This is a genomic window from Larkinella harenae, from assembly GCF_054780515.1.
On sequence record NZ_BAAGWE010000006.1, the window covers coordinates 209,743 to 233,707 of the forward strand.

The window sequence follows — 23,965 nt, forward strand, 5'->3', positions numbered from 1 at the left end:
AAGTTAATAGAGTTTGGGAGTTTAAAGAGTCGCGGCTTTAGGAGATTTTTCATTACTAACTAAAAAATCCAAAAACCGTTGTCTAAAAACCCCCAAATTTCTCAAATTATAGCTCTTTCACCGCTTTAGTAAGCCGGGGTAGCACGTCGAACACATCGCCGACAATGCCGTAGTCCGCGGATTTAAAAAACGGTGCCTCAGGGTCTTTATTGATAACGACGATGACCTTTGATGAGTTCACACCCGCCAGGTGTTGAATGGCGCCGGAGATGCCGCAGGCAATGTAAAGATTTGGGCTGATTTTGATGCCGGTTTGCCCAACGTGCTCGTGGTGAGGACGCCAGTCTAGATCCGAAACGGGTTTGGAGCAGGCCGTTGCCGCGTGCAGAGCTTTCGCCAGATCTTCGACGATACCCCAGTTTTCCGGTCCTTTCAAACCCCGTCCAGCCGAGACAACCAGGTCAGCTTCCGGCAGCAGAACATCGCCGGTGGCTTTTTCCACGTTGGTTACTTTTACCGTAAAATCACTTTCGTTCAATCCGGTCGAAAATGCTTCTACAGTTGCGCTGGCGTCGGTTTCTTCGGGCGTAATCGTGTTTTTCTTGATTGCCAGGATTTTTTTCTCAGCGGTCAGCTCCGTCACGGCAAAGGCCTTCCCGGTGAAAATGCTACGCTTCACCCTAAAACCGTTCGAAACCTCGGGGAGCTCAATCACGTTGGCGGCCAAACCGGCTTTGAGTTTTCCGGCCAGCCGGGCGGCCATCGAATCGGCCAGGGAGGATTTCGCCAGCACGATGACATCGGCACCTTCCTGATTGACGGCTTCGGCGACCACACTGGCGTAGGCCAGGGCATTGGCCGCGTTCAATTTGGAATCGCTGGCGTGCAGCACTTTGGTGGCCCCAAACCGTCCGGCCTTGGCCAGCTCGTCGGCCTGGGCCTCACCCAGTACGATGGCGGTGGCGGTGGTGCCGGTTTGCTCGGCTACTTTCGAGCCATAATATATTGCTTCGAGCGACGACTTCTTCAGCGCTCCTTCGTCCAGTTCGGCAAAAATTAATACTGACATAGGGTTTCCTGTTTATAGGTTTTCGGTTTACCGTATTCGGTGGCTATATGCGTCAGCCACCATAACGACGGCCCGGCATAAGCTAAAAAGCCTAAATCGTTAACCGGTTATTAAATCACTTTCGCTTCGGTACGCAGCAGTTTGATCAGGGTTTCGGCCTCTTCAGCGGGGATCATCTTGCAGGCACTGCGGGCGGGCGGGAGTTCGTAGCCGGCCACTTGCGTGAGCGTATCGCTGCCGGTTGGTTCGACCACCTTCAGCGGTTTGGTCCGGGCGCTCATGATGCCGCGCATGTTCGGAATTTTCCACTCGGCGATGGGTTCCTGACAACCCAAAATAAGGGGCAGGCTAGCCTCCAGCTCCTCGTGACCGCCCTCAATCTCCCGCGTGATTTTGGCAGTGTTACCTGCAATGTCCAGCTTCATGACCGGTGAAATGGAAGGCAGTCCGAGCATTTCGCCCACAATGCCGTGGACCTGACCACCGTTGTAATCGATCGATTCGCGACCCATCAAAATAAGGTCGTATTGATTTTCTTTCGCAAGGGCCGCAATTTGTTCGGCAACGAAATAAGCGTCGGTGGGCTCGGCATTGACCCGGATGGCGTCATCGGCACCTACAGCCAGGCACTTCCGAATCACCGGCTCGGCGTCAGCACCCCCCACGTTCAGAACCGTGACGGTTCCGCCCGACTGCTCTTTCAGCTCAACCGCCCGCGAAAGGGCATAGTCGTCGTAAGGGCCGGTGATAAACTGCACCCCGGTTTTATTGAGTTTGGTATTGTTGTCCGTGAGCGTAATTTTGGTAGTCGTGTCTGGTACGCTGGTAACGCATACTAAAATTTTCATATTGTTTATGGTTTAGATATAATAGAGGCAAAAATACAAACTTGCCGGAAATTAATGTATGCAAGCATACTAATTTTTGGTTATAGGCAATGAAATTTAGGTATAAAGCTTCTCGTTTTCGTTTCATAGTTCCCGGTTTTGGGGAACTTCAGCGATTGGCCTCTGCACTGGATACCGGAGTCGCAACCGCAAACTGAAAACCGTAAATCGTAAACTGAAAAAGCATACGTTGATGAACGAAAACCGTATTGAATTACTCCGTCAGTATATAGAAGAACAACCCGACGATCCGTTCAATGTTTACGCGCTGGCAATGGAATACCGGGATGAAAAGCCCGAACAGGCACTGCAATATCTGGAAAAACTCCTGGAACAACATCCGGCCTATCTGCCCAGTTATTACCATGCGGCAGCGATCTATGCCGAACTGGAGCGGGGTGAGAAAGCCGAGGAAGTCTACCAACGGGGGATCGAGCTGGCCCGGTTGCAAAACAATGAAAAAGCCGTACAGGAACTAAGCCGGGCATACCAGGCCTTTCAGGATGATGACGACGATTGGTGAAAGCAGTGGGCTGGCAGTAGGCCCGGCCGATTTCGTCCTTATTAATGTAAACTTTCCGTGCACTATGAAAAAATACATTCTGTTGACCTTTTTGGGCTATTTCCTGACTGTGGCTTCCTATGGCCAGCGATTTAGCAAAACGTTGAAGGATACCCCCGGTATGGTGTCGTACACCATGCGCAATGAATTTGCCAAAGACATTCCCGGAACCCTCGACAAAATCAAGTCGATGGGAATTACGAATATGGAATTTTCCAGCCTGTTTGGCAAAACGGCCGCCGAAATTCGCACGGAACTCGATAAACGCGGAATGCGGTGTACAAGCCACGGTGTTAATTACGACGACCTGACTAAGAAGATGGATATGGTGGTGCAGAATGCGAAAACGCTGGGGGCCAAGTATGTCCGACTGGCGTGGATTCCGCACGAAGGAAAATACACGCTGGATGCGGCTAAGAAAACCATCAGCGATTTCAACCAGATCGGCAAACAGTTGAAAGACCAGGGGTTGCAATTTGTGTATCACAACCACGGTTTTGAATTTGAACCCCACGGCAACGGGACGCTGTTTGACTACATCGTGCAGGAGACGAATCCGGATTTTGTGAATTTCGAAATGGACATTCTGTGGGTGTATTTTCCCGGGCAGGACCCGGCCAAACTGCTGGCGAAGTATCCGAAGCGGTTTAAGCTGATGCACCTGAAAGATTTGAAAAAAGGCGTAGAAGGGAATATGTCGGGAGGCACACCGCCGGAAAACGACGTAGCGTTAGGAACCGGTCAGATCAATCTTCCCGCGGTGTTGAAAGCAGCTCAAAAAACCGATATTGAATATTTTTACATCGAAGATGAAAGCCCCGCGGCTCAGCAACAGGTGCCGCAGAGCCTGGCGTATCTGAAGAAAATTTAGGCGGTATAAAACCGCTGGCGGCAAATAAGGCATCGGGGAATGCTGGTTGAGAAAGGACAACGTCCTGATTGATCAGATTCCCCGATTTTCGTAGGGGAAATCATTGGAGGTTGATTATCTTCCCGGATTCCTATTCAAGCCATACGCTACAAGATGACAAACAACGTATTACCACCGGCATTTCGCCATCCTTACGAATTTGATCCCGCATTCAACAAATCAGTTGCTTATTTTTCGATGGAATTTGCCATCGATCAGGCCTTAAAAACCTATTCTGGTGGGCTGGGTTTTTTGGCCGGTTCTCACATGCGGAGCGCCTATGAATTAAAGCAGAATGTAATCGGAATTGGTATTTTGTGGAAATACGGTTATTACGACCAGACTCGCAAAACCGATAACGCGATGGATGTTCAGTTTCGCGAGAAAATCTATAGCTTTCTGGAAGACACCGGGATTACGTTTACCATTGAGGTGCACCATACGCCGGTTTGGGTAAAAGCCTACTACCTGGACCCCAGGCATTTTAACACCGTTCCGATGTTTTTTTTAACGACTGATATCGACGGAAACGACTGGCTCGCCCGGTCGATTTCGCTGCGGTTGTACGACAGCATCGCGTCGGCCAAAATTGCGCAATGCATGTTGCTCGGAATCGGTGGGGCCAAACTGCTGGATGAGCTGGGCTTTGAACCCGAAATTTATCACCTCAACGAAGCCCACGCGGTTTCGGCGGCTTTTCACTTGTATCAAAAATTTGGCAGCGCCGGGGAAGTTCAAAAGCGCATGGTGTTCACCACCCACACGCCGGAAGAAGCCGGGAATGACAAACACGATATCAATCAGCTGAATGTCATGAGTTTCTTCGGAAACGTGCCGCTGGAAACCGTGCGGGACATAACGGGCATGACTGACTCTGTGTTCAATCACTCGCTGGCGGCTTTACGGCTGAGTCACAAAGCGAATGGCGTCTCTAAGTTACACGGCCAGGTGGCGCGGCACATGTGGAGCCGTTACCCGCACATCCCCGAAATTACGCACGTAACCAACGCCCAGAATCAGCGGTACTGGGTTGATGCCGAGCTGGAAGAAGCCCGTAAAAACAACGACGGCAACGCCATCGCTGAGCGGAAGAAAACATTGAAACAGCGGTTGTTTTCGGTCGTAGCCGACCAGTGCGGGAAACTATTTGATCCCAACGTGTTGACCCTGGTTTGGGCCAGACGGTTTGCCGGATACAAACGCCCGGACCTGCTGGTGCGGAATGCCGAACGGTTCCATCGATTAATGAATCAGACCCGGTATCCCATTCAGGTAATCTGGGCCGGAAAACCGTACCCATCCGATGAAGATGCCAAGAACACATTTAATTCGCTGGTGTACCAAAGTCACCTGCATAAAAATATGGCGGTTCTGACGGGGTACGAACTGGCCTTGTCGAAATTGTTGAAAGACGGCTCGGACCTCTGGCTGAACACGCCGGTTGTCACACGGGAGGCCTCCGGAACAAGTGGTATGACGGCGGGCATGAACGCCAGTATCAACTTTTCAACCTTTGATGGCTGGATTTGTGAGTTTGCCCATCACCAGCAGAATGCCTTCATCGTACCGGTGGCGTCGGGAGAGCTGTCGCCCGAAGACCGCGATGCCGTAGACCGGGAGCATTTCTTTGACCAGCTGGAAAACGACATTTTGCCGTTGTACTATGATCGGCCCGACGACTGGAACCGGCTGACGCTGCAAAGCATGAATGACGTCAATGCCTACTTTACGGCCAACCGGATGGCAACGGAATACTACGAACGAATGTATTGATTGTTAGGCCAGGGCCTGGGGAGGGGTGTACGGGTGATAAATGTTTGTTAAACCGCCCAACCGGGCCCGGCCCTGCCGATCATAGGGGAGCCGGTCGAGGCCAAGCATGGCAATGTCTTCCAGCGTTACCCGCCGTTTGTCGGGCTTGAGGGTACCGCCAAATTCGCCGGGTCGGGCTGAAGGATTCCACTGGTAAGGTGGATCGACCAACGTGCCACGGGGATACATAATGCCGGGTTGGCCTTTGCCTAGCAGGTTGAGATCCAGCGGGTGGCCGTCGGGTGTGCCGGGCACTAGCCCCCAGCCGTGGCCCATTTCGTGCGCTTCAGTGGTAGAACCGTCAAAACCGACGTTGTCGAGCCGCAGAAAACCGGTATTGCTGTTCAGACCATCCATGTACGAAATACCGCCCAATGGATTGTCGGTTGCGGTTTCAATGCGAAAAAATACTTTTTTATAATCCCGGTTTCGACTCAGCAAGGCGCGCGGATCGTCAATCAACAAACCGCTGACGTGGAACTGGATCAGAAAATCCTTTTCATCCAGCGAAAGAATAATCTCGGGGCCGTTCCAAACCCGTTCGATGTTGTGCGCAATGCGGTCGGCCAGGTCTTCCGTTGCTATCGTGCCGTACAAATAAAGTTCCGTAAGAACCGTTAGGGTCTGTTCAACCTCGTTTTTAAAAACGTTAAAATCATCCAGATGATCCGGATACGGGAAGTTGGGCTTCATAAGTATTTTGTGGTAAACCGCCAGAACCGATTACCGCTGCCGGGCCACCAACTCCCGGAATAAAGCCGTTAGCTGGGGTTCTGCTTTGGCGGCAGCCGCCAGAATTTTCGGCAGGCTGGCTTTTTCGAGTGTCTCCGGAATGCAAAGATCGGTAACCACTGAACAGGCAAATACCTTCATGCCCATCTGGTGGGCCACCATCACTTCGGGCACCGTCGACATTCCAACCACATCAGCTCCCCATTGCCGCAGCATGCGGTATTCCGCTTTGGTTTCCAATTGGGGCCCCGTAACGCCAACGTAAACGCCTTTTTGCACCGCAAAACCCAATTCCTGTACAATGGTCTCTGCCTGCTCGATCAACGCCGGATGGTACGGTTCACTCATATCGGGAAAGCGGTCGCCAAAGGCCGGAATGTGCGCGCCAGTGAATGGGTTTTGCGGCAGAAGCAGGCTAATATGGTCTTCGATAATCATTAAATCACTGACCTTGTAGGCAGGGTTCAGGCCACCGGCTGCGTTGGAAATCAGCACGGTTTGGATGTTTAGCCACTTCATAACCCGCACGGGAAATGTTACCTGGGTCATCGAATACCCCTCGTAATAGTGAAATCGCCCTTGCAGGACCAGTACGGATTTACCCGCCAGGGTACCCAGAATCAGTTTGCCCGAATGGGATTCGACGGTAGACAGCGGGAAGTCAGGAATGATTTCGTACGGTATTTCTACATCAATTTTTACTTCTTTGGCCAGTTCGCCCAGACCGGTTCCGAGAATAATGCCGATGGTGGGTGCCGGCGTCTTGAAGGACCGGATAAAATCGGCGGCTTTTTGTAGTTGCTCAGTCATGTCAGGTGGAAAGTGGGGTGTCGGTTTTGGATCGATCGGTTTTACTCTGGAATGCAATAATAGGCTAAATCCGGCTGGGAAGGCCAATGTTTTTGCCGGCCACAAATCCGGTTGTCCAGGCATTCTGAAAGTTGAAACCACCCGTAATGCCGTCCACGTCCAACACTTCTCCCGCAAAAAACAGGCCTGGATAGGTTCGACTTTCCAGCGTTTCCGGATGAATGGCGTTGGTGGCCAGGCCGCCACAGGTTACAAATTCTTCCTTAAACGTACTTTTTCCCGCAACCGCAAAGGTGCTGTTGGTGAGTAGATTGATGAGCCGGTTCTGTGATTTTCCGGGGAGCTCGGCCCAGCGCTCCGTAGGCAGAATGCCTGCTTCGGTTGCCAGTGCAACCCACAGGCGGGTTGGTAAGCCGAAAAGCGACTGCGTATGAATCTGCTTTTTGGGGTGTTGTTGTCGAAATGTTTGAAACTGATCCCGAATCTGCGCTTCAGTCAGTGCCGACAGCCAGTTGATGCGAATTTCGTGCTGGTAGTGTCGTTCGGCCAGTTCGCGGGCGGCCCAGGCCGATAGCCGCAAAACCGCCGGGCCACTAAAACCCCAGTGCGTAATCAGAACCGGGCCCCGTTGTTCCTGTTTCGTTCCCATGATCCGGATGGTGGCATCCGCGACAGCCACCCCGGCCAGCGCCAGCAACGGATTTTGGGGCGTGTTGAAGGTAAACAGCGAAGGCACCGGCGGAACAAGTGAAGGCGACGAATCACCTAGGTCAGGAATCCAGCCGTAGGAGGGAGCCTGTGGGTAACCGCCCGCTGCGATCAGGACCCGATCGGCCGTCAGTTGTTCAGCCGAAAGCAATTCCAGTTGCCACTTTCCGTTTTGGGGCGTCAAGGATTTTACCCCGCAGGACGTGCGAATCCGGATGTTGAGTCGACGGGCTTCCTGAAGTAAACACGTAATGATCGTTTCCGATGAATCGGTTACCGGAAACATTCGGCCGTCGGCTTCGGTTTTTAATCGAACCTGTCGGCGTTCAAACCAGCGGACCGTGGCCTGGGCGTCGAATTGATTGAGCAGGGGGCGGAGGAACGCGGAGCCGCGAGGGTAGTTTTTGACCAGTTGACGATTGTCAAAACAGGCGTGCGTGACGTTGCAGCGACCACCTCCCGAAATCCGGACTTTATTTAGAACGGTCGTGTTTTTTTCGAGAATCGTTACCACTGCTTCCGGAAAGGCTTCGGCGGCAGTGATGGCAGCAAAAAAACCGGCAGCTCCTCCGCCGATGACGATGATTTGTAAGGACGGCATGCAGATCCGGTCTTTAGCGGATAAAAAGAACAAAATTAATACCGAAATCGGAGATTCGGTAACACATAAGAACTATCATCTATTGATTGTATTTGTAACTTAGCCCCATGTTTTTTCGTTCACCTTTTCGCTCAAAGCGCTATTTCCGGCGAGGATTTCGCCTGCGTGGCAACACGCTGGTATTGCTGTTTATCTTTTTTCTGATCGGCCTTTTTTTGCACTACGGTGGTCGGACAGAACCCGTTGTGGCTTTCTGGAATGACGTCAAGAGTCTGGTTGGAATCCGGTCCGAGCCAAAACATCGGGCGGCTCAAAATCCGTATAAATCCCCCGAGCCCACAACCGAAGTGGCTCCCGATAATACGGATACGGAGGCCACCGACGATCGCTCCTTGCTAGAAAAAGCTCGTTCGGGTGAAAAAACGACCCGAAAAAAAACGCGATCCAGCGGACAAAAGACCTTATTTGATTTTGAAAAAGCCGTAGATTTTACGTTGCCGGCTTTCCAGCCCGGCGATGATATCATCCGGCACGATGGCTATACACTTCGTTATCGTGAAGAATACGAACAGGCTGAGTGGGTGTCGTATCCGCTGCTGGAAGATGAGATTCTGGGCGATGCCGAACGAAAAAATGAGCAGTTTCAACCCGATCCGCTGGTGAAAACCGGGTCGGCGCTTTCGTCAGACTATACCCGTTCCGGTTACGACCGCGGTCACCTGGCACCGGCGGGCGATTTTAAGTTTTCGCAGAATATGATGCGGCAGACATTTTACATGAGCAACATCAGTCCGCAGGTCCCGGATTTCAACCGGGGGATCTGGAAACAGCTGGAAGAGCAGATTCGGGTCTGGGCCCTGCGCGATAAAGGCCTGTATGTAGTGACCGGCCCGGTGCTGCGGCCCGGTTTGCCCACCATCGGTAAAAAGAACCAGATTGCCGTTCCGGACTATTATTACAAAGTGATTTTGTATTGCAACAACCCGGAAATCCGGATGATTGCTTTTCTGCTGAAAAACGAGGCCTCGACGCGCTCCCTGAAGCAGTTTGTGGTGACGGTTGATGAAGTTGAAAAGCGCACCGGAATCGACTTCTTTCCCAAAATTCCGGACAAGCTGGAACAGCAGCTGGAAAGTACCCGCCCCACCCAGATGATTGCCGACTGGTTTAGTTTCTGATGCCGGTTGAGCGCCCCAAAATACCATTTCAGGTACTTATTCCCACACTTTATGGTTTTCGTCATTTCAGTAGGCTGAAAAGTTGAATTACTTGGCATTGTTTTGAGTATTTCACCGCTACGCTATTTACTGAAATGCACGTGCTATCGACACCGTTTACCTCATTGAAAGCGATTCTGAATGTGGCCCTGAACGGAAACAAAGACCACATTGAGGCTGTTTGTCAACGGCTGGGCATCAACCCCAATGACTTGTTTGACTACGTTTGCCAGGCCATGGAATATGGAACGGGTTATCAGGAAACGCAACCGTTGGCGGAGCAGGCCCGGGCCATTGTACTGCGTCGGCTTGATCAACAGCAAACAGCGCAAATCGAAGAGGTTGCCAGCGAGCTGGGTTTGTCAGTCCGTTCGTTACAACGGCGATTGCAGTCCGAAAATGTGACTTTTCGCGAAATTGTCGATTACGCCCGCCGGGATATTGCGTTACGGCTCATCCGTACCAACCAGCATAACATCAACGAGATTGCCTGTGTCATGGGCTACGACGAGCCGAGCTCGTTCCGGCGGGCTTTTAAAAAGTGGACCGGCCACAACCCGAAAGCGTATCAGCTGGCTTGTTGATTTTTCAATACACGGTTTTCAGCACCGGTTTTACTGAACGTATAAAAACCGGTGCACATGCTGAAGGCTGATCATTCGATCAGCCTTCAGCATGTCTAACTGGATAGACCTGCTTGGTTACAGTTCTTTCGCCCACCGCTGGGCAAAGGAACGGGCGGCCATGACAGGTTCTTTGCCCAGGCGGTACAACAGTTTCCAGGTGCTCGATTGGTTACGGTATTCGGGTTTCACAAATTCCAGCTTCGAACCCTGTTTCGTGAGTTGCGCGCCAAAATCAACGGTTTCAGTAAGCGCAATGAATTCGTTCAGGTGCTGTTTGACAACGACGTTGAGGTTGGATGCGGCTTTGTATTCGGCCAGCCGTTTCTGGTAATCGGCGGCTTCCCGTTTTGATTTATCCAAATCTTCTTCCGCTTTGTCCATCATCGCGCTTTTCTGCTCGTGGAGCATTTTGGTAAAGCTGGCCACGTATTGTTTTTTGAACTCCGCAGGTTTGCTTTTCGACAGGGCTTCCAGGCGTTTCAATTCCTTGATTTCCAGGGTCAGTTGAGCCTTGTCAGCGTCATCGGCCTGCCGTAAATCCTGCTGAAGCACCTGGAGTTGGCTTTGCAGCATCATCGCCAGGGTGGCAGGTGGCATCTGGGTGTAAGCATTCTGAACCATGGTAGCTTGTTGGTCATAGGCCGTTTGCATATCTTTCATGGAGGCATTCTGGGCCTGGGTAGCTACCTGGGTTTTTTCGCTACTGATCTGGTATTTATCCTTAAGCCAACGCTGATATCGGGTTTTGAAGTCGTCGGAGTGCACGTACGAATGGACGACGGCCCCCAGTGCCTGAACGGCCGCATCGCGCGAACCGTCCGGAATCTTTTTGGCCAATTGCCGAACTTTCGACGAATACGGAATTGTCAGTTGGTTGGAAGTAAGGTTAGTAAAAACCGCTTCCTGAACTTGCGGCACGGTTAGCCCCAGATCATTGACGATGTCGCCGGGACGGGCGGCAATCCACCACCCGCCGGCAACCATCAGAAACGCTACTCTGATTATGGTTGTTTTCATGGCCTGTTCTTACTTGAATTTGGCCGTTAAACCCACCCGCAATACCGCGACTCCGTATCCAATCTCGGCAAAACCGCCGAATTTTTCTGAGAACATATACCGGGAGCCAACGTGCATTCCCAGAAATACTGAATTACCATAGGGGCTGTAATAATCGCCCGAATAACCGTAATTGTCGCGGTAAGAAGACGTTCGTACTCCCAGCGAAACACCGGCGTAGGGATCAAATTTGCTATCACTCACGTTCAGCAGTTCGCCGAAGTGATACGTACCCCGGGCCGTAAAAAACAGAAAGGTGTGATTCCATTTGTAGCCCCCGCTGCTGTAGCCGTAGCGGGCAAAATCGAAAGAGCCACCCACCGAGATATTGTCTTTGATGGTGTATTCGAAAGAAGCACCGATGGGAAGGCCCCGGTAGGTGTATGCGCCCAGACCAATGCCGGCATTGAGAAATTTCTCGCCTTTTTCAACGGTCTGCGCTTTGGCAGCGGGCAATAGGGCAACGGCAAGGAGCCAGGCCAGTAAGGTGGCCAGTGTTAACTTTTTCATGATCTTCTTTAGTAGTTGTTGTTTGTAACAGATCGCTTATTCGCGAACCCTGGCACAAAATTACCGGTAGTAAGCCAATCAAGGTGTATCATTTTGCGCTGAAAAAGCGCATTTGACGACACATTTTAGCCTTTCAATCAGGAATTGCTGACTACCCGTTGGCGGTTTTGAAGGAGCTTCTACGCAAAACCGCCAACTCGGACGGTTTCGGGAAGAAGGGCTCAGGTGCCCGAACCAAAAGCGTTTAAAAACCAGGGCGTGTTGAGACGCAGTAACAGAGCAGGCAGGCCACGACCGACGAATTACGCAGGGAGTATCGAATGCCCCCGGGTACGGTCAACGATTGGCCGGCTTTCAGCCGGATCCAGTTGCCATTCACCGAAATGTCGGCTTCACCAGCCTCAACGGAAATATAGGCCTCTTCATCCAGTTGAGCAGGTAACGTTGTTCCGCTGGCTCCGGGGGCCAGCCAGACAACACAGGAGTCGATTTTGGCATGTTGTCGAGGGGGCAGAAACCAGTAACTGATGCCGTAGAGTTCTGACAGATCGATGTCGGCCTCACGGATGGCTATGTGGGACAGATTGAGCGTGGCGTGGCTGGTGGCAAAACTGTTCATGTGTACTAATGGTGTGGCTTTGCGGATTGGCGAAAGCCTTAAAATGGTCAGATTCATCGTCAAAGGTCAGGCAGACGGACGTTTCGTTCAATCCATTATGGCATGAACAAGGTACTTTGTGGGGTGAAATGGAAACTTCGGGGGCTGAAGCTTCCTGACTTAAATGGTGAAGAGATGAGTCGATTGATCTAAATTGGACCCATACAAAAGGTGGGGAAAGCGAAGGGGCAAGCTGACAACAACTTAATGGAAATTGAATCTCTTTCCACTAAGTCGTTGCCGAAGTAAAGACATAAAGACGTTGCTTTAAGCGAACGGCTTAGGTTTTCTGCTTCTTCTTTTTAGCCGCCGGGAACAGAATGTTATTCAGAATCAGCCGGTAACCAGCCGAGTTAGGATGTAGATTCAGGTCGGTTGGCTCTTCGTTAATTTCGTGCCGATAATCTTCGGGGTCGTGGCCGCCGTAGAACGTGAAGAATCCTTTACCGTATGGCGCGTGTATATAGCGGGCTTCGTTGGCCGCCCGGTTTTCGGCCAGCACCACCACTTCCGGTTTAATCAATCCTTTCTTGAAGGCCGTCGTTTGCCCCATGAATCCTTTGATAATGTTCATGTGGTTCTGCGTGAGCATGGTCGGAATAGGATCCCATTTGGCCGAAAACTGAAACAATGTAAAATAATCGTTTTGCTCAATCAGGCCACGTTCTTCGGGCTGGTTATCGATATTGGAAAATTCGATTTGGTACGGATTGATGTATACCTGAAAATTGCGGAAGGCCAGCGTCTGGCCATAGTCCAGTTTGCTGTTGGCGGCCGGGTCGGCCGGATCACCGTCGTAAATCGATTCGGCCATGTCGGTTTTATACGTTGCCAGCGCGATGTCGAACGTGTCGGTGGCGTTGCACATGGCAAACATATAGCCACCACCGATGCAATAATCCCGAATTTTTTGGGCTACGCTGCGTTTCAGTTCGGATACCTTGTTCATGCCGTATTTTTTGGCGATCAATTCAGCCTCCCGTTTTTGGGCCTGATACCAGGGCTGGTCGCGGAACTGAAAGAACTTACCGTATTGCCCCGTAAAATCTTCGTGGTGCAGGTGCAACCAGTCGTATTGGGCCAGCTTACCATCCATCACTTCTTCATCAAAAACCGTTTCGTAAGGAATTTCGGCGTAGCTCATCACCAGTGTTACGGCATCGTCCCAGGGTTGTTTTGTCTTGGGCGAATACACAGCGACTTTTGGCGCTTTCTGCAATTTGACGGCATCCATGTTGGCATCGGGCGAGGAAACTTCGGCGATGATTTGCCCGCCCTGGGCGTCGGAAATAACTTCGTAGCTGACGCCCCGAATCACCATTTCGTTGATAAACCGCTGGTTATGGGGCAGCATAAAGCTGCCTCCCCGGTAATTGAGCAGCCAGTCAATCTCGGTATCGTACTGGCGTAAGACCCAATACGCGATGCCGTATGCCTTCAGGTGATTCTTCTGACTTTCATCCATTGGGATCAGGATTTTAGACGCCCAGACCGGGGTCGTCAATGCCAAAATAAGGATGAGCGGTAGGAGCAGCCTTTTCATCGGTAATCTTAGTTTTTGCCGTTTTCTGTAGCTTTGTAACTACAGGTATTCAACGAAGATAAGCAAATTTTATGCTAAACAGTTCTGAGTTGCGGGGTATTGAAGCGGGGAAATACTGGTAAATAACGTATTTTGATGCCTTGCAATCCGGCTGGTCTTTAATCCCATTCCGTATGAATTTACTCGAAAATATTCGTGAAGGTCTCCGATCGATTGTTTCCAACCGGTTGAGAACGATTCTGACCTCACTCATTATTGCCATCGGTATTACCTCGTTAGTCGGCATTTTGACGGCAATCGACGGTTTGCAAAGTTCTGTAGACAGCAGTTTTGCCGGTTTGGGAGCCAATACGTTTGACATTAAGGGGCCCCAAATGTATCGCCGATCGGGTGGGCGGTCCGAAAAACGGGTGCCGCCCATTGATTATCACCAGGCTATGACCTTCAAAAGACGGTTTCAGCAGGGGGAAAACATTGCCGTGTATGCGTCCGTAACCGGATCGGCCCAGGTAAAATATGCATCCAAAAAAACAAACCCTAACATTCAGCTGACGGGTGTTGATGATAATTACCTGGCCATCAAAGCCATGAAATTACAGTCGGGCCGGAATTTTTCTCCCAACGATTTAGACAATTCGCTCAACGTTACGATCATTGGTAGTGAAGTGGCCAATACGTTGTTTGAGCAGCGGGTAACGCCTTTGAACAAAGAGATCAATATTCTGGGCGGAAAGTATAAGGTAATTGGTGTACTGGAAAAAAAAGGCGGCTTTTCGGGGGGAGGTGACGACCGGGTCGTGCTGGTGCCGTTGGAAAATGCCCGGGCAATGGCCGCCAACCGAACGTTAACATTTGACATTACCGGCTCGGTTCCAAGTGTGGCCGATGCCGAAGCGGCCGTCGGGGAAGCCCGGGGGCTGATGCGGCAGATTCGGCGTGACCCGCTAGGGCGCCCTGATTCGTTTGAGATCAAACGCGCTGATGAACTGGCCAAAGATTTTGAAAATATCAGCAGCTACCTTCGAATTGGCGGTTTCGGGATCGGTTTTATTACCCTGCTGGGCGCGTCGATTGCACTCATGAACATCATGCTGGTATCGGTAACGGAGCGAACCCGGGAAATCGGCATCCGCAAATCACTGGGTGCTACGCCAAGCCGGATTCGTGAGCAGTTTTTAATTGAAGCCATTGTCATCTGCATCATGGGCGGTTTTGGCGGCATCGTTCTCGGCATCGGAATTGGAAACCTGATTTCTATGGTGGTGAGTCAGGGCAACGGAAGTTTTGTTGTTCCCTGGTTCTGGATGGCCGTCGGTATTCTGGTTTGCGTGTCAGTTGGGTTGTTCTCAGGCATTTATCCAGCGTTCAAGGCGTCTCGTCTTGATCCCATCGAAGCATTACGCTATGAGTGATGCGAATGAGAAAATGGTCATCTTGTAAAAAAAAACGGTTTTTTAGTCCAGATGATTTGTAAAACTGTCCGACATGTTTACTTTTGCACCCACGTTCGCTTGAGCGACGCGCCGTTTGAATGCCGGGATGGCGGAATCGGTAGACGCGTTGGTCTCAAACACCAATGTCTGCAAGGGCATGCCGGTTCGAGTCCGGCTCCCGGTACCAAAAGAAAAGGCCACACAGCTGTGTGGCCTTTTCGTATTTAATATCCCTATACTATCTAAAATCCGGCTAAACCAGCGTCCGTTTTTCCCCGTTATCCGAATACGGCGTCAGTCTTTGGAGCGTCCCGGTTTGAAATGATGAGAATGGGAAAAAGAGCGGTCTCCTATCAGACAAAGCAATTAGGTGCAATGGTCTTCTTTATTGCAGGTGATCTTCGAAAGAAGGCGTAAGGCTATACCGCAAGAAACGGGTTTTACGCATCGTTCGGAATAGTCAGCTTTGAAGCAAAAAAGCCGTATGCATCACCTTAGTAACCCTTCCATTTTATATTTCGGCACTCCCGTTGTCTTAGTCGGCACGGTCAATCAGGATGAGACTTTTAATCTGGCACCGATATCGTCCGTATTCTGGCTGGGCTATCGCTGTATGATTGGCATTGCGGTGCATTCCAAAACAACAGAAAACATTCTTCGCACCCGAGAGTGTGTTTTAAATTTGCCTTCCATTCACCAAGTAGCAGCTGTCAACCGGCTTGCGCTTACAACCGGATCGAATCCGGTACCGCCGGGCAAACTACGGAAAGGGTATGAACACGAACCGGATAAATTTAAAAGGGCAGGACTGACACCGGGCCAATCCCATTTGGTAAAAGCTCCCAGGGTCCTGGAATGTCCCGTTCAGTTGGAAGCAGCTTTTGTGGCCATTCATCCTTTCGCGGCTGAAACCGGAATCGACAACGTCAGAAGCGTTGCCCTTGAATTGAGAGTGCTTCGGGTGCATTTAGAGGAGTCGATCCTGGCCGACGGAAAACCCGAGCATGTCGATCCTGACAAGTGGCGACCGCTTATCATGAGTTTTCAGGAGTTCTATGGACTCGGCCCCAAACTACATCCCTCTGTATTGGCCCAGGTTTCGGAGCAGTTGTACCGAACTCAGGATACAGAGGCAGCCCAGGAATAAATGCACTAGAAAAACGGTTTATTGTGCTGGTTGATTGTTTGCAGATGGGTTGGACCGTGTACAGTTCCAGACTTTTGAAACGGGCTTTCTTTCCAACGAATAGGAATAGGAACTGTTGCCGATAAACACCTCGATGGAGGTCCAGTCGTTATGTCAATATCGGCGGTAATTTTTATGCCGTCATGTCTTCCGGCGAATAGAACACGGCATTGACCAGGTTGGAATCTAAGTCGTAGTCGAGTACACGTTGGCCAAGCAAAGGGCCGCGCAGCTTCTCAGTGAATCATATCGTTACGCACGGCATGCCCATTCTCCCATTCGCGTTCGAACGGATTATGCGGGTATAAAAGGTGGTATTCGCTCTCGTAAAAGATCATGCCGTTCGGATCATTGAGCCAGCCCGGGCGGGGCGAAAAATGATACTTAAGACGGTTTTTTCGTGATACATTGAATCCTGACTGTCGATGACATCGTCCTGATAGATGTATTCTACCATTGCCGCCATAATTCCACGGATAAACCGTAAAATTGTACCGGCATTACGATTGGTTAATATGATCGGTTGCCCGGACCTTGCTTTACCGGTTTTGGTTTGAAAGCGGCATCCGCTGCCGGTTCTGAAATAAAGGCTTTTTGTCAAGGGTGAACGCCGGGGAATACAATACACAGCTAAAAAGATTCAAGAGAGAAGGGATGAGAAGATTGCTTTTGTTGGCAGGGTTGTTAGCGACCTTTGGCAATTGCCAGGCACAGGATCAGTTTTTGGGAAAATCAATTAGTGAAATACGAACGATACTTACCAAGAATCGAATCGGTTTTCAGGAAGAACTTTCGCCCATGGGCGATGTGACCACGCTCACTTACAGCCAGGCGGAAGGTAATCCCAGACGAGTGGAATTGTATACCACGCATTTTTTGACATTTCCGCTGATCGCCAATGAGGTGTGTACCCAAATTGTGAGCATACCCATGATGCAGCAATCCTGGGTGGCCGATACGTTGCGAAAGCGAATGGTGATGGCTGGTTACAAACAGCTGGATGATTTTCGGCTTCTTAACGAGGGAAAAAACTGCCAGGCAACGCTGGACTATGTCCATGATCGGCAACGGCCTGCGGTCAAAATGCTGAGAGTTGTACTTCTTCCCAATTCGGAAAAATGAAACTACCAATGGTCTGCGCGGGAGCCAACGGTTTTTGACAGCTAGCGAGTAGAGTGTTCTGGTTCATTTTTAAGTTGTTGTGCTCGCAAGTTGCTTAAAACGATAACAAAATGAGCTGAAATTTCTTTTATTAGAAATCAGCAGAACACAACCGTTATGAATGAGAAAATGATCAAGAAAGCTGCCCGTATTGCATTGGGTGCCAACCTCGTATTTGCGGGAATCAGCCATTTGACCTTCGCTCGGAGAGATTTCCAGGCCCAGGTTCCTGATTGGGTTCCTTTAACGAAAGATGATACGGTGATTTATTCCGGTATTGCCGAAATTTTGCTCGGAAGCAGCCTGGTACTAACTGACGAGAAGCACCAGCAGGACGTAGGAAGAATCGCGGCTGCTTTTTTCACGGCGGTTTTTCCCGGTAATATTTCACAGTATGTAAATAAACGAAGTGCATTTGGCCTGGATACCGATCGCAAGCGCTTTCTTCGTTTATTTTTTCAACCCGTTCTGGTTTATTGGGCCTTGAAAAGCACCGATGACAAGTAAATATACGCTGGGTTACTTTATTTTATCGGATAGGCGGGAAGCTCAGGGCATTGGCGGACGATTTGCTACAGGATGCATTGCAACCGCTCATGACTGGGGTAGAACGATTGATTGCGGCAATCCATAAAGGAAAGGCAATTGACGCCTTTTTATGGAATTGCTCTAAATCTTATTGTTTACAAATTGTTTACAAAACCGTGCTTGTTGGAGGGATAAATCATGCTTAAGCATTTATTGACTGGTGCGATTTTTGCATAGGGTTTAGTTGTCCTATTGCTTGACGTATGAAACAGACCGTTACCCTTCGACCTGTATTTCCTGAAGCTGTGCCCAGGATGTTTGAATCCACTTCTCAATTGTTGATGCCCTTTCCTGTGATGAGCGTATAGATATGGGGAGGGTCCTGTTTTTCTGAATGTTTTTACTCGGAAAAAATACTCATGAAAATTATACTGAACATCTCTGTCTTCAACGATGGTAACGTCGTCGTTGGTACCTGCTTTACCAATCAAATCACATCCTTAGAACATGGAAAACTCTGTCCAAAGAATCCGGCGTACCTCGAACAAGGCTAAATACCTTTGTACGGCTTTTGATCCCGATGGTTTGCCCTTGACACAGCGCTATTATTTTTCTTACAATGCCGAGGGGGCCCGCATGCAATTTGATGAATGGCTGGAGAGGCAGATGCCGGGCCAATATGATCCGGAAAAGATTGAAGTGCTACCAGCTTAAGGCAAAATTGAAAGGTCCGTAAGCTACAGATTTCATAGCTTGCGGACCAGCCATTCGGTTGGTAAACAAGATGTTGGTGATAATGGACAAAAGAAAACCCCGGAAAACCAGGGTCTAATTACAAACAGGACAGAGAATAGTAGAAAATAGAACAGAGAAATTTATAATAAAAAGCGGTTAAGCTATCCTAGACGCAGGTTTCCCAACTCCAGATCAACTTGTCGTTTAAGTTGGATTAATACCTGACTGTGATTATGTTTTTGCTGTAGGCGCTCCGAAAGCTTGCTAAGGGCAATGACTTCCCCTTCGACCATGGATTCCGCGAGTAGCTTTGAGAGTGTATCCAGCACGTGTTGTTGCAGACACGTGAGTTTAAATACGGCTTTGGGGCTTATCGAGGGATTTTGTTCACATGTTTCGATGAGTGTGATTAACTCATTATGGAGCTGATGGATATCATTCACCAGTGACAACCAACGGGTTTCAATCACCGTCTGATTAGGTAAATTAGATTCTCCTTTCAGTACCATCTAGCAAAAATCGGATAAGGCAACTGTTTTTGGTTTGACTTCTGCGTAAAAATACATGAGTATTTTTACAATAAAAATGGATCGCTGGTTTTTATTTTTGTGGCTTCTGCTAATGTTTTGTAAATAAGCATGTTAAGGGCTTATACGTAAATCATCTTGCGGGAGATGCCGCCGTCAACGGTGAAGTTTTGTCCGGTGATAAACGAGTTGGAGTCATTGATGAGGAAAAGGATCATCCGGGCAATGTCGTCGGCTTGGCCAACCCGGCCTGCCGGGTGTTGAGCGTGATCTTCCGGGCGCAGCGGCTCGTTACGGGCTTTTCCTTTCTTTTTCAGGGCGGCCACATCGATCCAGCCCGGGCTGATGCAGTTGACCCGAACGGCCGGACCCAGGCTGACGGCCAACGAATGGGTTAGTGCAAAAATTCCTCCCTTGGATGCAGAGTACGCAAACGTGTCGGGTTCTGATTGGAAAGCCCGGGTAGAGCAAAGGTTCACAATGCTTCCCTGTTGTTCGGCCAGGTGCGGGGCGGTATATTTGGCACAGAGAAAGGTGCCGGTCAGGTTGGTTCCGATCACTTTGTTCCAGTCCTCGAGCGAAAAGCGGTCGAGGGGTTTATCAACCATGATGGCGGCATTATTAATGAGATGATTTATCTGGCCAAAACGATCAAGGGTTGTCCGAACAGCATTTTTTACGGCGGTTTCGGAGGTAATATCACAGTTGATGACCAATGCTTTGGAATTGGACGACTTCATCGTCTCGGTAAACTCCTCCAGCGCTTCGGCATCGCTCTCCCAAATTGCTACCCGATAGCCGTGGGTCAACAAATATTGAGTTGTTACGCGCCCGATTCCCTGCGCTCCTCCAGTCACAATTACAGTTTGCATATGCGAATAACTAACAGTTTGTTATTCGCTAACTTACCGATGGATGTTGAAAATTGCTTATAATCCTATCTACCGACACCCGCTTCCTGAAGGGCACCGGTTTCCTATGCTGAAATATGAGTTGATTCATGACCAGCTGCTGTACGAAGGGACGTGCCGACCGGAAAATTTCTTTTCCCCTGATTCTGTGGATGATCGCTGGGTGTTGAATGTGCATACGCCGGAGTACGTCCGGCAGTTGAAAACCATTCAGATACCGGCCGTGATGGAACGGCGGATCGGTTTTCCGCTATCGGCGGGGTTGGTTCAGCGTGAATGGATGATTACGCAGGGAACGATTGACTGTAGTCTGATTGCGTTGAAAGACGGCATTGCGCTGAATGTGGCTGGTGGGACGCACCACGCCTTTCCGGATCGGGGAGAAGGCTTTTGCCTGTTGAACGATGTAGCCGTCGCGGCCCGCTATCTACTCGACCACCACTACGCCCAAAAGATTCTCGTCATCGATCTGGACGTTCATCAGGGCAACGGTACGGCGGTTATTTTTCGGCATGAACCAAGCGTATTTACGTTCAGCATGCACGGAAAAGATAATTATCCACTCCGCAAGGAAGAATCGGATCTGGATGTGGAATTGCCTACCGGAATGACCGACGAAGCCTATCTGGCTAAACTCTTCGCAATTTTACCGCAGCTAATCCAGGAACAAAAGCCTGATTTTCTGTTTTATATTTCGGGGGTTGATATCCTGGATTCCGACCGGTTGGGCAAACTGAATGTGTCCCGGGAAGGATGTAAGCAACGCGACGAATTTGTTTTCAATCAGGCGCTTAGCCACCAGTTGCCCATCGTGGTGTCGATGGGGGGAGGGTATTCGCCCCGGATTGCCGACATTGTTGAAGCCCACTGCAACACCTTTCGGCTGGCTGAAAAACTTTACTTTTAATTTGAATAATTACTCAGCACCCCCTATATAGGGCTCAAAAGCATCATCCAGCCTTTGGTAACGAGGCAGCAGATTCCTGACAAAACGATGAAAATACCGTATGTAATGCTTGGACTCGTGTTGATGACGTCGGTGCCGGTTTTGGCTCAGCAAACCCCATCGACGAACACGGAAGAAACTCAACGACGTTTGCGCCGGACCGAAACCCGCACCACAACCACTAAGCTCTATCCGGAGAAAGATACCATTCTGGTGATGCTCAAAAACCGGATGGCGGTTTTGAATTCCGGGGCGGGGGCCAGTACGGGTCTTCTGGGATGGTTTGCGGAAGGTGCTCAGATTACCGATACGGACGGCAGTGCAAAAACACCGGAGCAGTTTCTGGCATCACGTGGAAAAGTCAACTACCGCAATTACCGGGTTCGGAAATTAGAAATCACCGAAAATACCGCCCAGTCGGTGGAAGAGTATGCGTTTTCGCCGGAAATGGGTCCTGGAACAACGGTTTCGCAGTTTAAAGACGCAACAATAGCGAGCCAGCTCCGCAAAGACCCGGATGGTCGGTGGCGAATCACAGAAATGCGGATTGTGGCCAAGTAACTTATTGCTCATTCTTTAGCGGATTATCATGAGTCATTACCGTTTTAGCATCGATTTAGGAGAGACTTTTACTGATTTTGTGCTGTTGGATGATACCGGACGCTTATCTATTAAAAAGATTCCGACAACCATTCATGATTCTACCCGAAGTCTGGTGGAGGAAGTGGGGTATTTTCTGGCCGAATGCAGAATTGAGCCATCGGCGGTGGAAGGGCTCGTGGTAGGAATAAGCGTTCAGCTGCGTCCTGAACTGGCGGTCAATTGCGCCCGCGATCTGGAAGAAAAATTACTGGCCAGCGGCTGGACCACACCGCTTCGATTGGTGACCAATCATGGACGGCTGTTGTCGGTGTCTCAGGCGGCTGAAGAGCCAGAATCCATCATGTCACCGCGGATCGGTGGGCTGATGACTGGCCGGTATTTTGGCGAACAAATCGGTCAGAAAAACCTGATTGTCCTGCGAATCGGCGGGGCGTCGGCTTTTGTGTCGTTGCAGACCGAGTTGTCGGGCATGACAATGGATACACTCGACCAGGCACTGGAAGAGCAAGGCAGAAATCTGATGATCGGCGGTAATAATTACGTGGGAATTGGCGATAACGGTGAACTGGCCTTGTTGGCTGAACACGCTACGCCGGGGCCCGGACCGGCGTGTTTTGACCGGGGCGGAGCGTTGCCCACGCTGACGGATGCGGATCTGGTTTTAGGGTATCTGAACAAGGATTATTTTTTGTACGGCGCCATTCCGTTGAAGGTTGACCTGGCCCGAAAAGCCATTCAAAAATACCTGGCAGACCCCCTGGGAATTTCTGTGGAAGCAGCCGCCATGCGGGTAGCCAACGAAGTGGAAGCCACCATTTCGGCCCAGATTCGGGAGCTGACCGGCACACATTCGGTGAAGCTCGAGTCGTACAGCCTGTTGGCATTTGGCGGAGCCGGGCCGGTGCATGCCTGCGAAATTGCGCGGCAACTGAAAATTCCACAGGTGGTGGTGCCGGTGGGGGCTGGCGTTTCTTCTGCCTTAGGTTATTTGCTCGTGATGGCCGAAAATGATCACGAATGGCAAATACCGTTGGCCATGCACCGGGCGGGTTATTACAACCCGACACATCGGTCGGGCGATTTTCACGCGTTGAAAGGCTATCGATCGGTGTACTACGAGAAAGACCTGACGCCCTGTGGTTGTCCAATCTACGACCGGGCGGGAATCCGTTCTGAAGATACTCTTTCCGGGCCGGCGATCATTGAGGGGCCGGAAACGACAGTCGTGGTGCAGGAGAAGAGCTACGCCCGCATGGATCAATACCGAAACCTGCGGATTTATCTCAGGCAATAGCATTTGGTACGGTAATGAGCGTTTCTTCGCCTTCGTATAGGCCTAATTTTCCGCTTCTATTGATCGGAATTACGCTCCTGGGTATGTCCCTGGGAGCTGTATTGACTACGGTTATAATTCGCTCGGCTGGCCTGGTTACTGATGCTGCCGATACGGTGAATTTTATCCAGCAGGTGTCTCGGCATCCCTATGGATGGTATCTGCTCATCGCGGTGCAGGGAGTGAGTCATCTTTGTAGCTACCTGATTCCGGCTCTGCTGTGTTGGTATGGAGTAGCACATGCCCGCTGGCGTGATTTTCACGTCAGGCCCTTGCGCAATGTGGCGTTTTTGTGGGCGGGACTGCTGGCAATGGTTACATGGATTCCTGTGAACGATCAGCTCCTTGTCTGGAATGAGCGGATCGAACTGCCCGGGCTTTTGCGACCGGTTGAAGAATGGATGCGCCAAAAGGAGTACGCCAACGGTTTGTTAACGCACCAATTAACTTCATTTACAGCAACGCACCAGCTTTTACTGGCTTTGCTCGTGATCGGGGTTATTGCTTCGCTGGGCGAAGAGGTTTATTTTCGGGGTGTGTTGCAAACAAAACTCATTGCCTGGACCGGAAATAGCCATGCTGGAATCTGGCTGGCAGCGGCATTGTTCAGTGCGGTCCATTTCCAGTTTTACGGTTTTGTTCCCCGGTTATTGTTAGGTGCGTTAATGGGGTATCTGTACTGCTGGTCCGGTAACTTATGGGTAGCAGTTTTGGCCCATTTTATAAACAACGGCCTGGCGGTGTTGATGACCTATCTCAACGTCCCGGCTTTGGTTACGAACGGTTTTTGGCGGACGGTTTTGCTCCTGATTTCGGTTTTGTTGCTTACGCTCTTTTACCGCCGGAACCAAAAAATCAATACCAGCAAACGGTTTCCTGAGCCTGCCTAACCTTTTGCCGA

The 23,965-nt window shown here is 50.3% G+C and carries 26 protein-coding genes and 1 tRNA gene; 15 read left to right on the plus strand and 12 right to left on the minus strand.

What is annotated here, in order from left to right:
* Positions 1-106 precede the first annotated feature (106 nt).
* Both ACYVH9_RS24510 and ACYVH9_RS24515 read right to left on the minus strand, forming a co-directional pair.
* A complete protein-coding gene (locus ACYVH9_RS24510) occupies positions 107-1,069 on the minus strand; it encodes an electron transfer flavoprotein subunit alpha/FixB family protein (protein ID WP_460639059.1) in 963 nt (320 codons plus the stop codon).
* A 110-nt stretch (positions 1,070-1,179) separates the two neighbouring features.
* On the minus strand, positions 1,180-1,917 hold the full coding sequence (locus tag ACYVH9_RS24515) for an electron transfer flavoprotein subunit beta/FixA family protein (protein WP_460639060.1): 738 nt from the start codon (positions 1,915-1,917) through the stop codon (positions 1,180-1,182).
* A gap of 232 nt (positions 1,918-2,149) precedes the next feature.
* Here ACYVH9_RS24515 and ACYVH9_RS24520 point away from each other — a divergent pair, with 232 nt between their 5' ends.
* The 3 genes from ACYVH9_RS24520 (at position 2,150) to glgP (ending at position 5,201) form a co-directional block, all read left to right on the plus strand.
* On the plus strand, positions 2,150-2,479 hold the full coding sequence (locus tag ACYVH9_RS24520) for a tetratricopeptide repeat protein (RefSeq protein WP_460639061.1): 330 nt from the start codon (positions 2,150-2,152) through the stop codon (positions 2,477-2,479).
* Between the two features lie 64 nt (positions 2,480-2,543).
* Positions 2,544-3,389 (plus strand): sugar phosphate isomerase/epimerase family protein, encoded by an 846-nt coding sequence (locus tag ACYVH9_RS24525; protein WP_460639062.1) that lies wholly within the window; start codon positions 2,544-2,546, stop codon positions 3,387-3,389.
* Between the two features lie 153 nt (positions 3,390-3,542).
* Entirely contained in the window at positions 3,543-5,201 is a 1,659-nt protein-coding gene (gene glgP / locus ACYVH9_RS24530) for an alpha-glucan family phosphorylase (protein ID WP_460639063.1), read from the plus strand.
* Between the two features lie 3 nt (positions 5,202-5,204).
* On the opposite strand, the gene ACYVH9_RS24535 is transcribed toward glgP, so the two are convergent.
* From ACYVH9_RS24535 to ACYVH9_RS24545, 3 genes are all read right to left on the minus strand, one after another.
* Positions 5,205-5,933, minus strand: a complete 729-nt coding sequence (locus ACYVH9_RS24535) for a hypothetical protein (RefSeq protein WP_460639064.1) — start codon at positions 5,931-5,933, stop codon at positions 5,205-5,207.
* Between the two features lie 30 nt (positions 5,934-5,963).
* Entirely contained in the window at positions 5,964-6,782 is an 819-nt protein-coding gene (locus tag ACYVH9_RS24540) for a purine-nucleoside phosphorylase (protein WP_460639065.1), read from the minus strand.
* Between the two features lie 64 nt (positions 6,783-6,846).
* On the minus strand, positions 6,847-8,091 hold the full coding sequence (locus tag ACYVH9_RS24545; RefSeq protein WP_460639066.1) for a BaiN/RdsA family NAD(P)/FAD-dependent oxidoreductase: 1,245 nt from the start codon (positions 8,089-8,091) through the stop codon (positions 6,847-6,849).
* Positions 8,092-8,198: 107 nt separating this feature from the next.
* Between ACYVH9_RS24545 and ACYVH9_RS24550 the strand changes: the two genes are divergently transcribed.
* On the plus strand, positions 8,199-9,269 hold the full coding sequence (locus ACYVH9_RS24550; RefSeq protein WP_460639067.1) for a DNA/RNA non-specific endonuclease: 1,071 nt from the start codon (positions 8,199-8,201) through the stop codon (positions 9,267-9,269).
* Positions 9,270-9,403: 134 nt separating this feature from the next.
* Positions 9,404-9,892 (plus strand): helix-turn-helix transcriptional regulator, encoded by a 489-nt coding sequence (locus tag ACYVH9_RS24555; RefSeq protein WP_460639068.1) that lies wholly within the window; start codon positions 9,404-9,406, stop codon positions 9,890-9,892.
* A gap of 117 nt (positions 9,893-10,009) precedes the next feature.
* Here ACYVH9_RS24555 and ACYVH9_RS24560 read toward each other — a convergent pair whose 3' ends face one another.
* From ACYVH9_RS24560 to ACYVH9_RS24575, 4 genes are all read right to left on the minus strand, one after another.
* Positions 10,010-10,951 carry a hypothetical protein gene (locus ACYVH9_RS24560; protein WP_460639069.1) on the minus strand — a complete coding sequence of 314 codons (942 nt, stop codon included), beginning with the start codon at positions 10,949-10,951 and terminating at the stop codon, positions 10,010-10,012.
* A gap of 9 nt (positions 10,952-10,960) precedes the next feature.
* Complete coding sequence (locus ACYVH9_RS24565; protein ID WP_460639070.1) at positions 10,961-11,500, minus strand: hypothetical protein; 540 nt, start codon at positions 11,498-11,500, stop codon at positions 10,961-10,963.
* A gap of 244 nt (positions 11,501-11,744) precedes the next feature.
* Positions 11,745-12,176: a cupin domain-containing protein gene (locus tag ACYVH9_RS24570; RefSeq protein ID WP_460639071.1), complete on the minus strand. Its 432-nt coding sequence runs from the start codon at positions 12,174-12,176 to the stop codon at positions 11,745-11,747.
* Between the two features lie 262 nt (positions 12,177-12,438).
* The gene (locus ACYVH9_RS24575) at positions 12,439-13,701 is read right to left on the minus strand and encodes an asparagine synthetase B (protein ID WP_460639072.1); all 1,263 of its coding nucleotides are present in this window, start codon (positions 13,699-13,701) and stop codon (positions 12,439-12,441) included.
* 173 nt (positions 13,702-13,874) lie between these two features.
* On the opposite strand from ACYVH9_RS24575, the gene ACYVH9_RS24580 reads away from it, so the two are divergent.
* From ACYVH9_RS24580 to ACYVH9_RS24590, 3 genes are all read left to right on the plus strand, one after another.
* A complete protein-coding gene (locus ACYVH9_RS24580; RefSeq protein ID WP_460639073.1) occupies positions 13,875-15,113 on the plus strand; it encodes an ABC transporter permease in 1,239 nt (412 codons plus the stop codon).
* A gap of 121 nt (positions 15,114-15,234) precedes the next feature.
* Positions 15,235-15,321 (plus strand) — tRNA-Leu (locus ACYVH9_RS24585).
* A gap of 297 nt (positions 15,322-15,618) precedes the next feature.
* Positions 15,619-16,281, plus strand: coding sequence for a flavin reductase family protein (locus ACYVH9_RS24590; RefSeq protein WP_460639074.1), 663 nt, complete (start codon positions 15,619-15,621; stop codon positions 16,279-16,281).
* 275 nt (positions 16,282-16,556) lie between these two features.
* Here ACYVH9_RS24590 and ACYVH9_RS24595 read toward each other — a convergent pair whose 3' ends face one another.
* The gene (locus ACYVH9_RS24595; RefSeq protein ID WP_460639075.1) at positions 16,557-16,658 is read right to left on the minus strand and encodes a hypothetical protein; all 102 of its coding nucleotides are present in this window, start codon (positions 16,656-16,658) and stop codon (positions 16,557-16,559) included.
* A complete protein-coding gene (locus ACYVH9_RS24600) occupies positions 16,655-16,786 on the minus strand; it encodes a hypothetical protein (protein WP_460639076.1) in 132 nt (43 codons plus the stop codon). The genes ACYVH9_RS24595 and ACYVH9_RS24600 overlap by 4 nt, the downstream gene beginning before the upstream one ends.
* Before the next feature lie 188 nt (positions 16,787-16,974).
* On the opposite strand from ACYVH9_RS24600, the gene ACYVH9_RS24605 reads away from it, so the two are divergent.
* From ACYVH9_RS24605 to ACYVH9_RS24615, 3 genes are all read left to right on the plus strand, one after another.
* Positions 16,975-17,442, plus strand: coding sequence for a hypothetical protein (locus tag ACYVH9_RS24605; RefSeq protein WP_460639077.1), 468 nt, complete (start codon positions 16,975-16,977; stop codon positions 17,440-17,442).
* 156 nt (positions 17,443-17,598) lie between these two features.
* The gene (locus ACYVH9_RS24610) at positions 17,599-17,988 is read left to right on the plus strand and encodes a DoxX family protein (RefSeq protein WP_460639078.1); all 390 of its coding nucleotides are present in this window, start codon (positions 17,599-17,601) and stop codon (positions 17,986-17,988) included.
* A 528-nt stretch (positions 17,989-18,516) separates the two neighbouring features.
* Positions 18,517-18,723, plus strand: coding sequence for a hypothetical protein (locus ACYVH9_RS24615; RefSeq protein WP_460639079.1), 207 nt, complete (start codon positions 18,517-18,519; stop codon positions 18,721-18,723).
* 670 nt (positions 18,724-19,393) lie between these two features.
* Here the strand turns inward: ACYVH9_RS24615 and ACYVH9_RS24620 are convergent.
* Positions 19,394-20,143 carry an SDR family oxidoreductase gene (locus ACYVH9_RS24620; RefSeq protein ID WP_460639080.1) on the minus strand — a complete coding sequence of 250 codons (750 nt, stop codon included), beginning with the start codon at positions 20,141-20,143 and terminating at the stop codon, positions 19,394-19,396.
* A gap of 43 nt (positions 20,144-20,186) precedes the next feature.
* Here ACYVH9_RS24620 and ACYVH9_RS24625 point away from each other — a divergent pair, with 43 nt between their 5' ends.
* The 4 genes from ACYVH9_RS24625 (at position 20,187) to ACYVH9_RS24640 (ending at position 23,954) form a co-directional block, all read left to right on the plus strand.
* The gene (locus ACYVH9_RS24625) at positions 20,187-21,089 is read left to right on the plus strand and encodes a histone deacetylase family protein (RefSeq protein WP_460639081.1); all 903 of its coding nucleotides are present in this window, start codon (positions 20,187-20,189) and stop codon (positions 21,087-21,089) included.
* An 87-nt stretch (positions 21,090-21,176) separates the two neighbouring features.
* Complete coding sequence (locus tag ACYVH9_RS24630; protein ID WP_460639082.1) at positions 21,177-21,689, plus strand: hypothetical protein; 513 nt, start codon at positions 21,177-21,179, stop codon at positions 21,687-21,689.
* A 28-nt stretch (positions 21,690-21,717) separates the two neighbouring features.
* A complete protein-coding gene (locus ACYVH9_RS24635) occupies positions 21,718-23,025 on the plus strand; it encodes a hydantoinase/oxoprolinase family protein (protein WP_460639083.1) in 1,308 nt (435 codons plus the stop codon).
* Positions 23,026-23,108: 83 nt separating this feature from the next.
* On the plus strand, positions 23,109-23,954 hold the full coding sequence (locus ACYVH9_RS24640; protein ID WP_460639084.1) for a lysostaphin resistance A-like protein: 846 nt from the start codon (positions 23,109-23,111) through the stop codon (positions 23,952-23,954).
* Positions 23,955-23,965 lie beyond the last annotated feature (11 nt).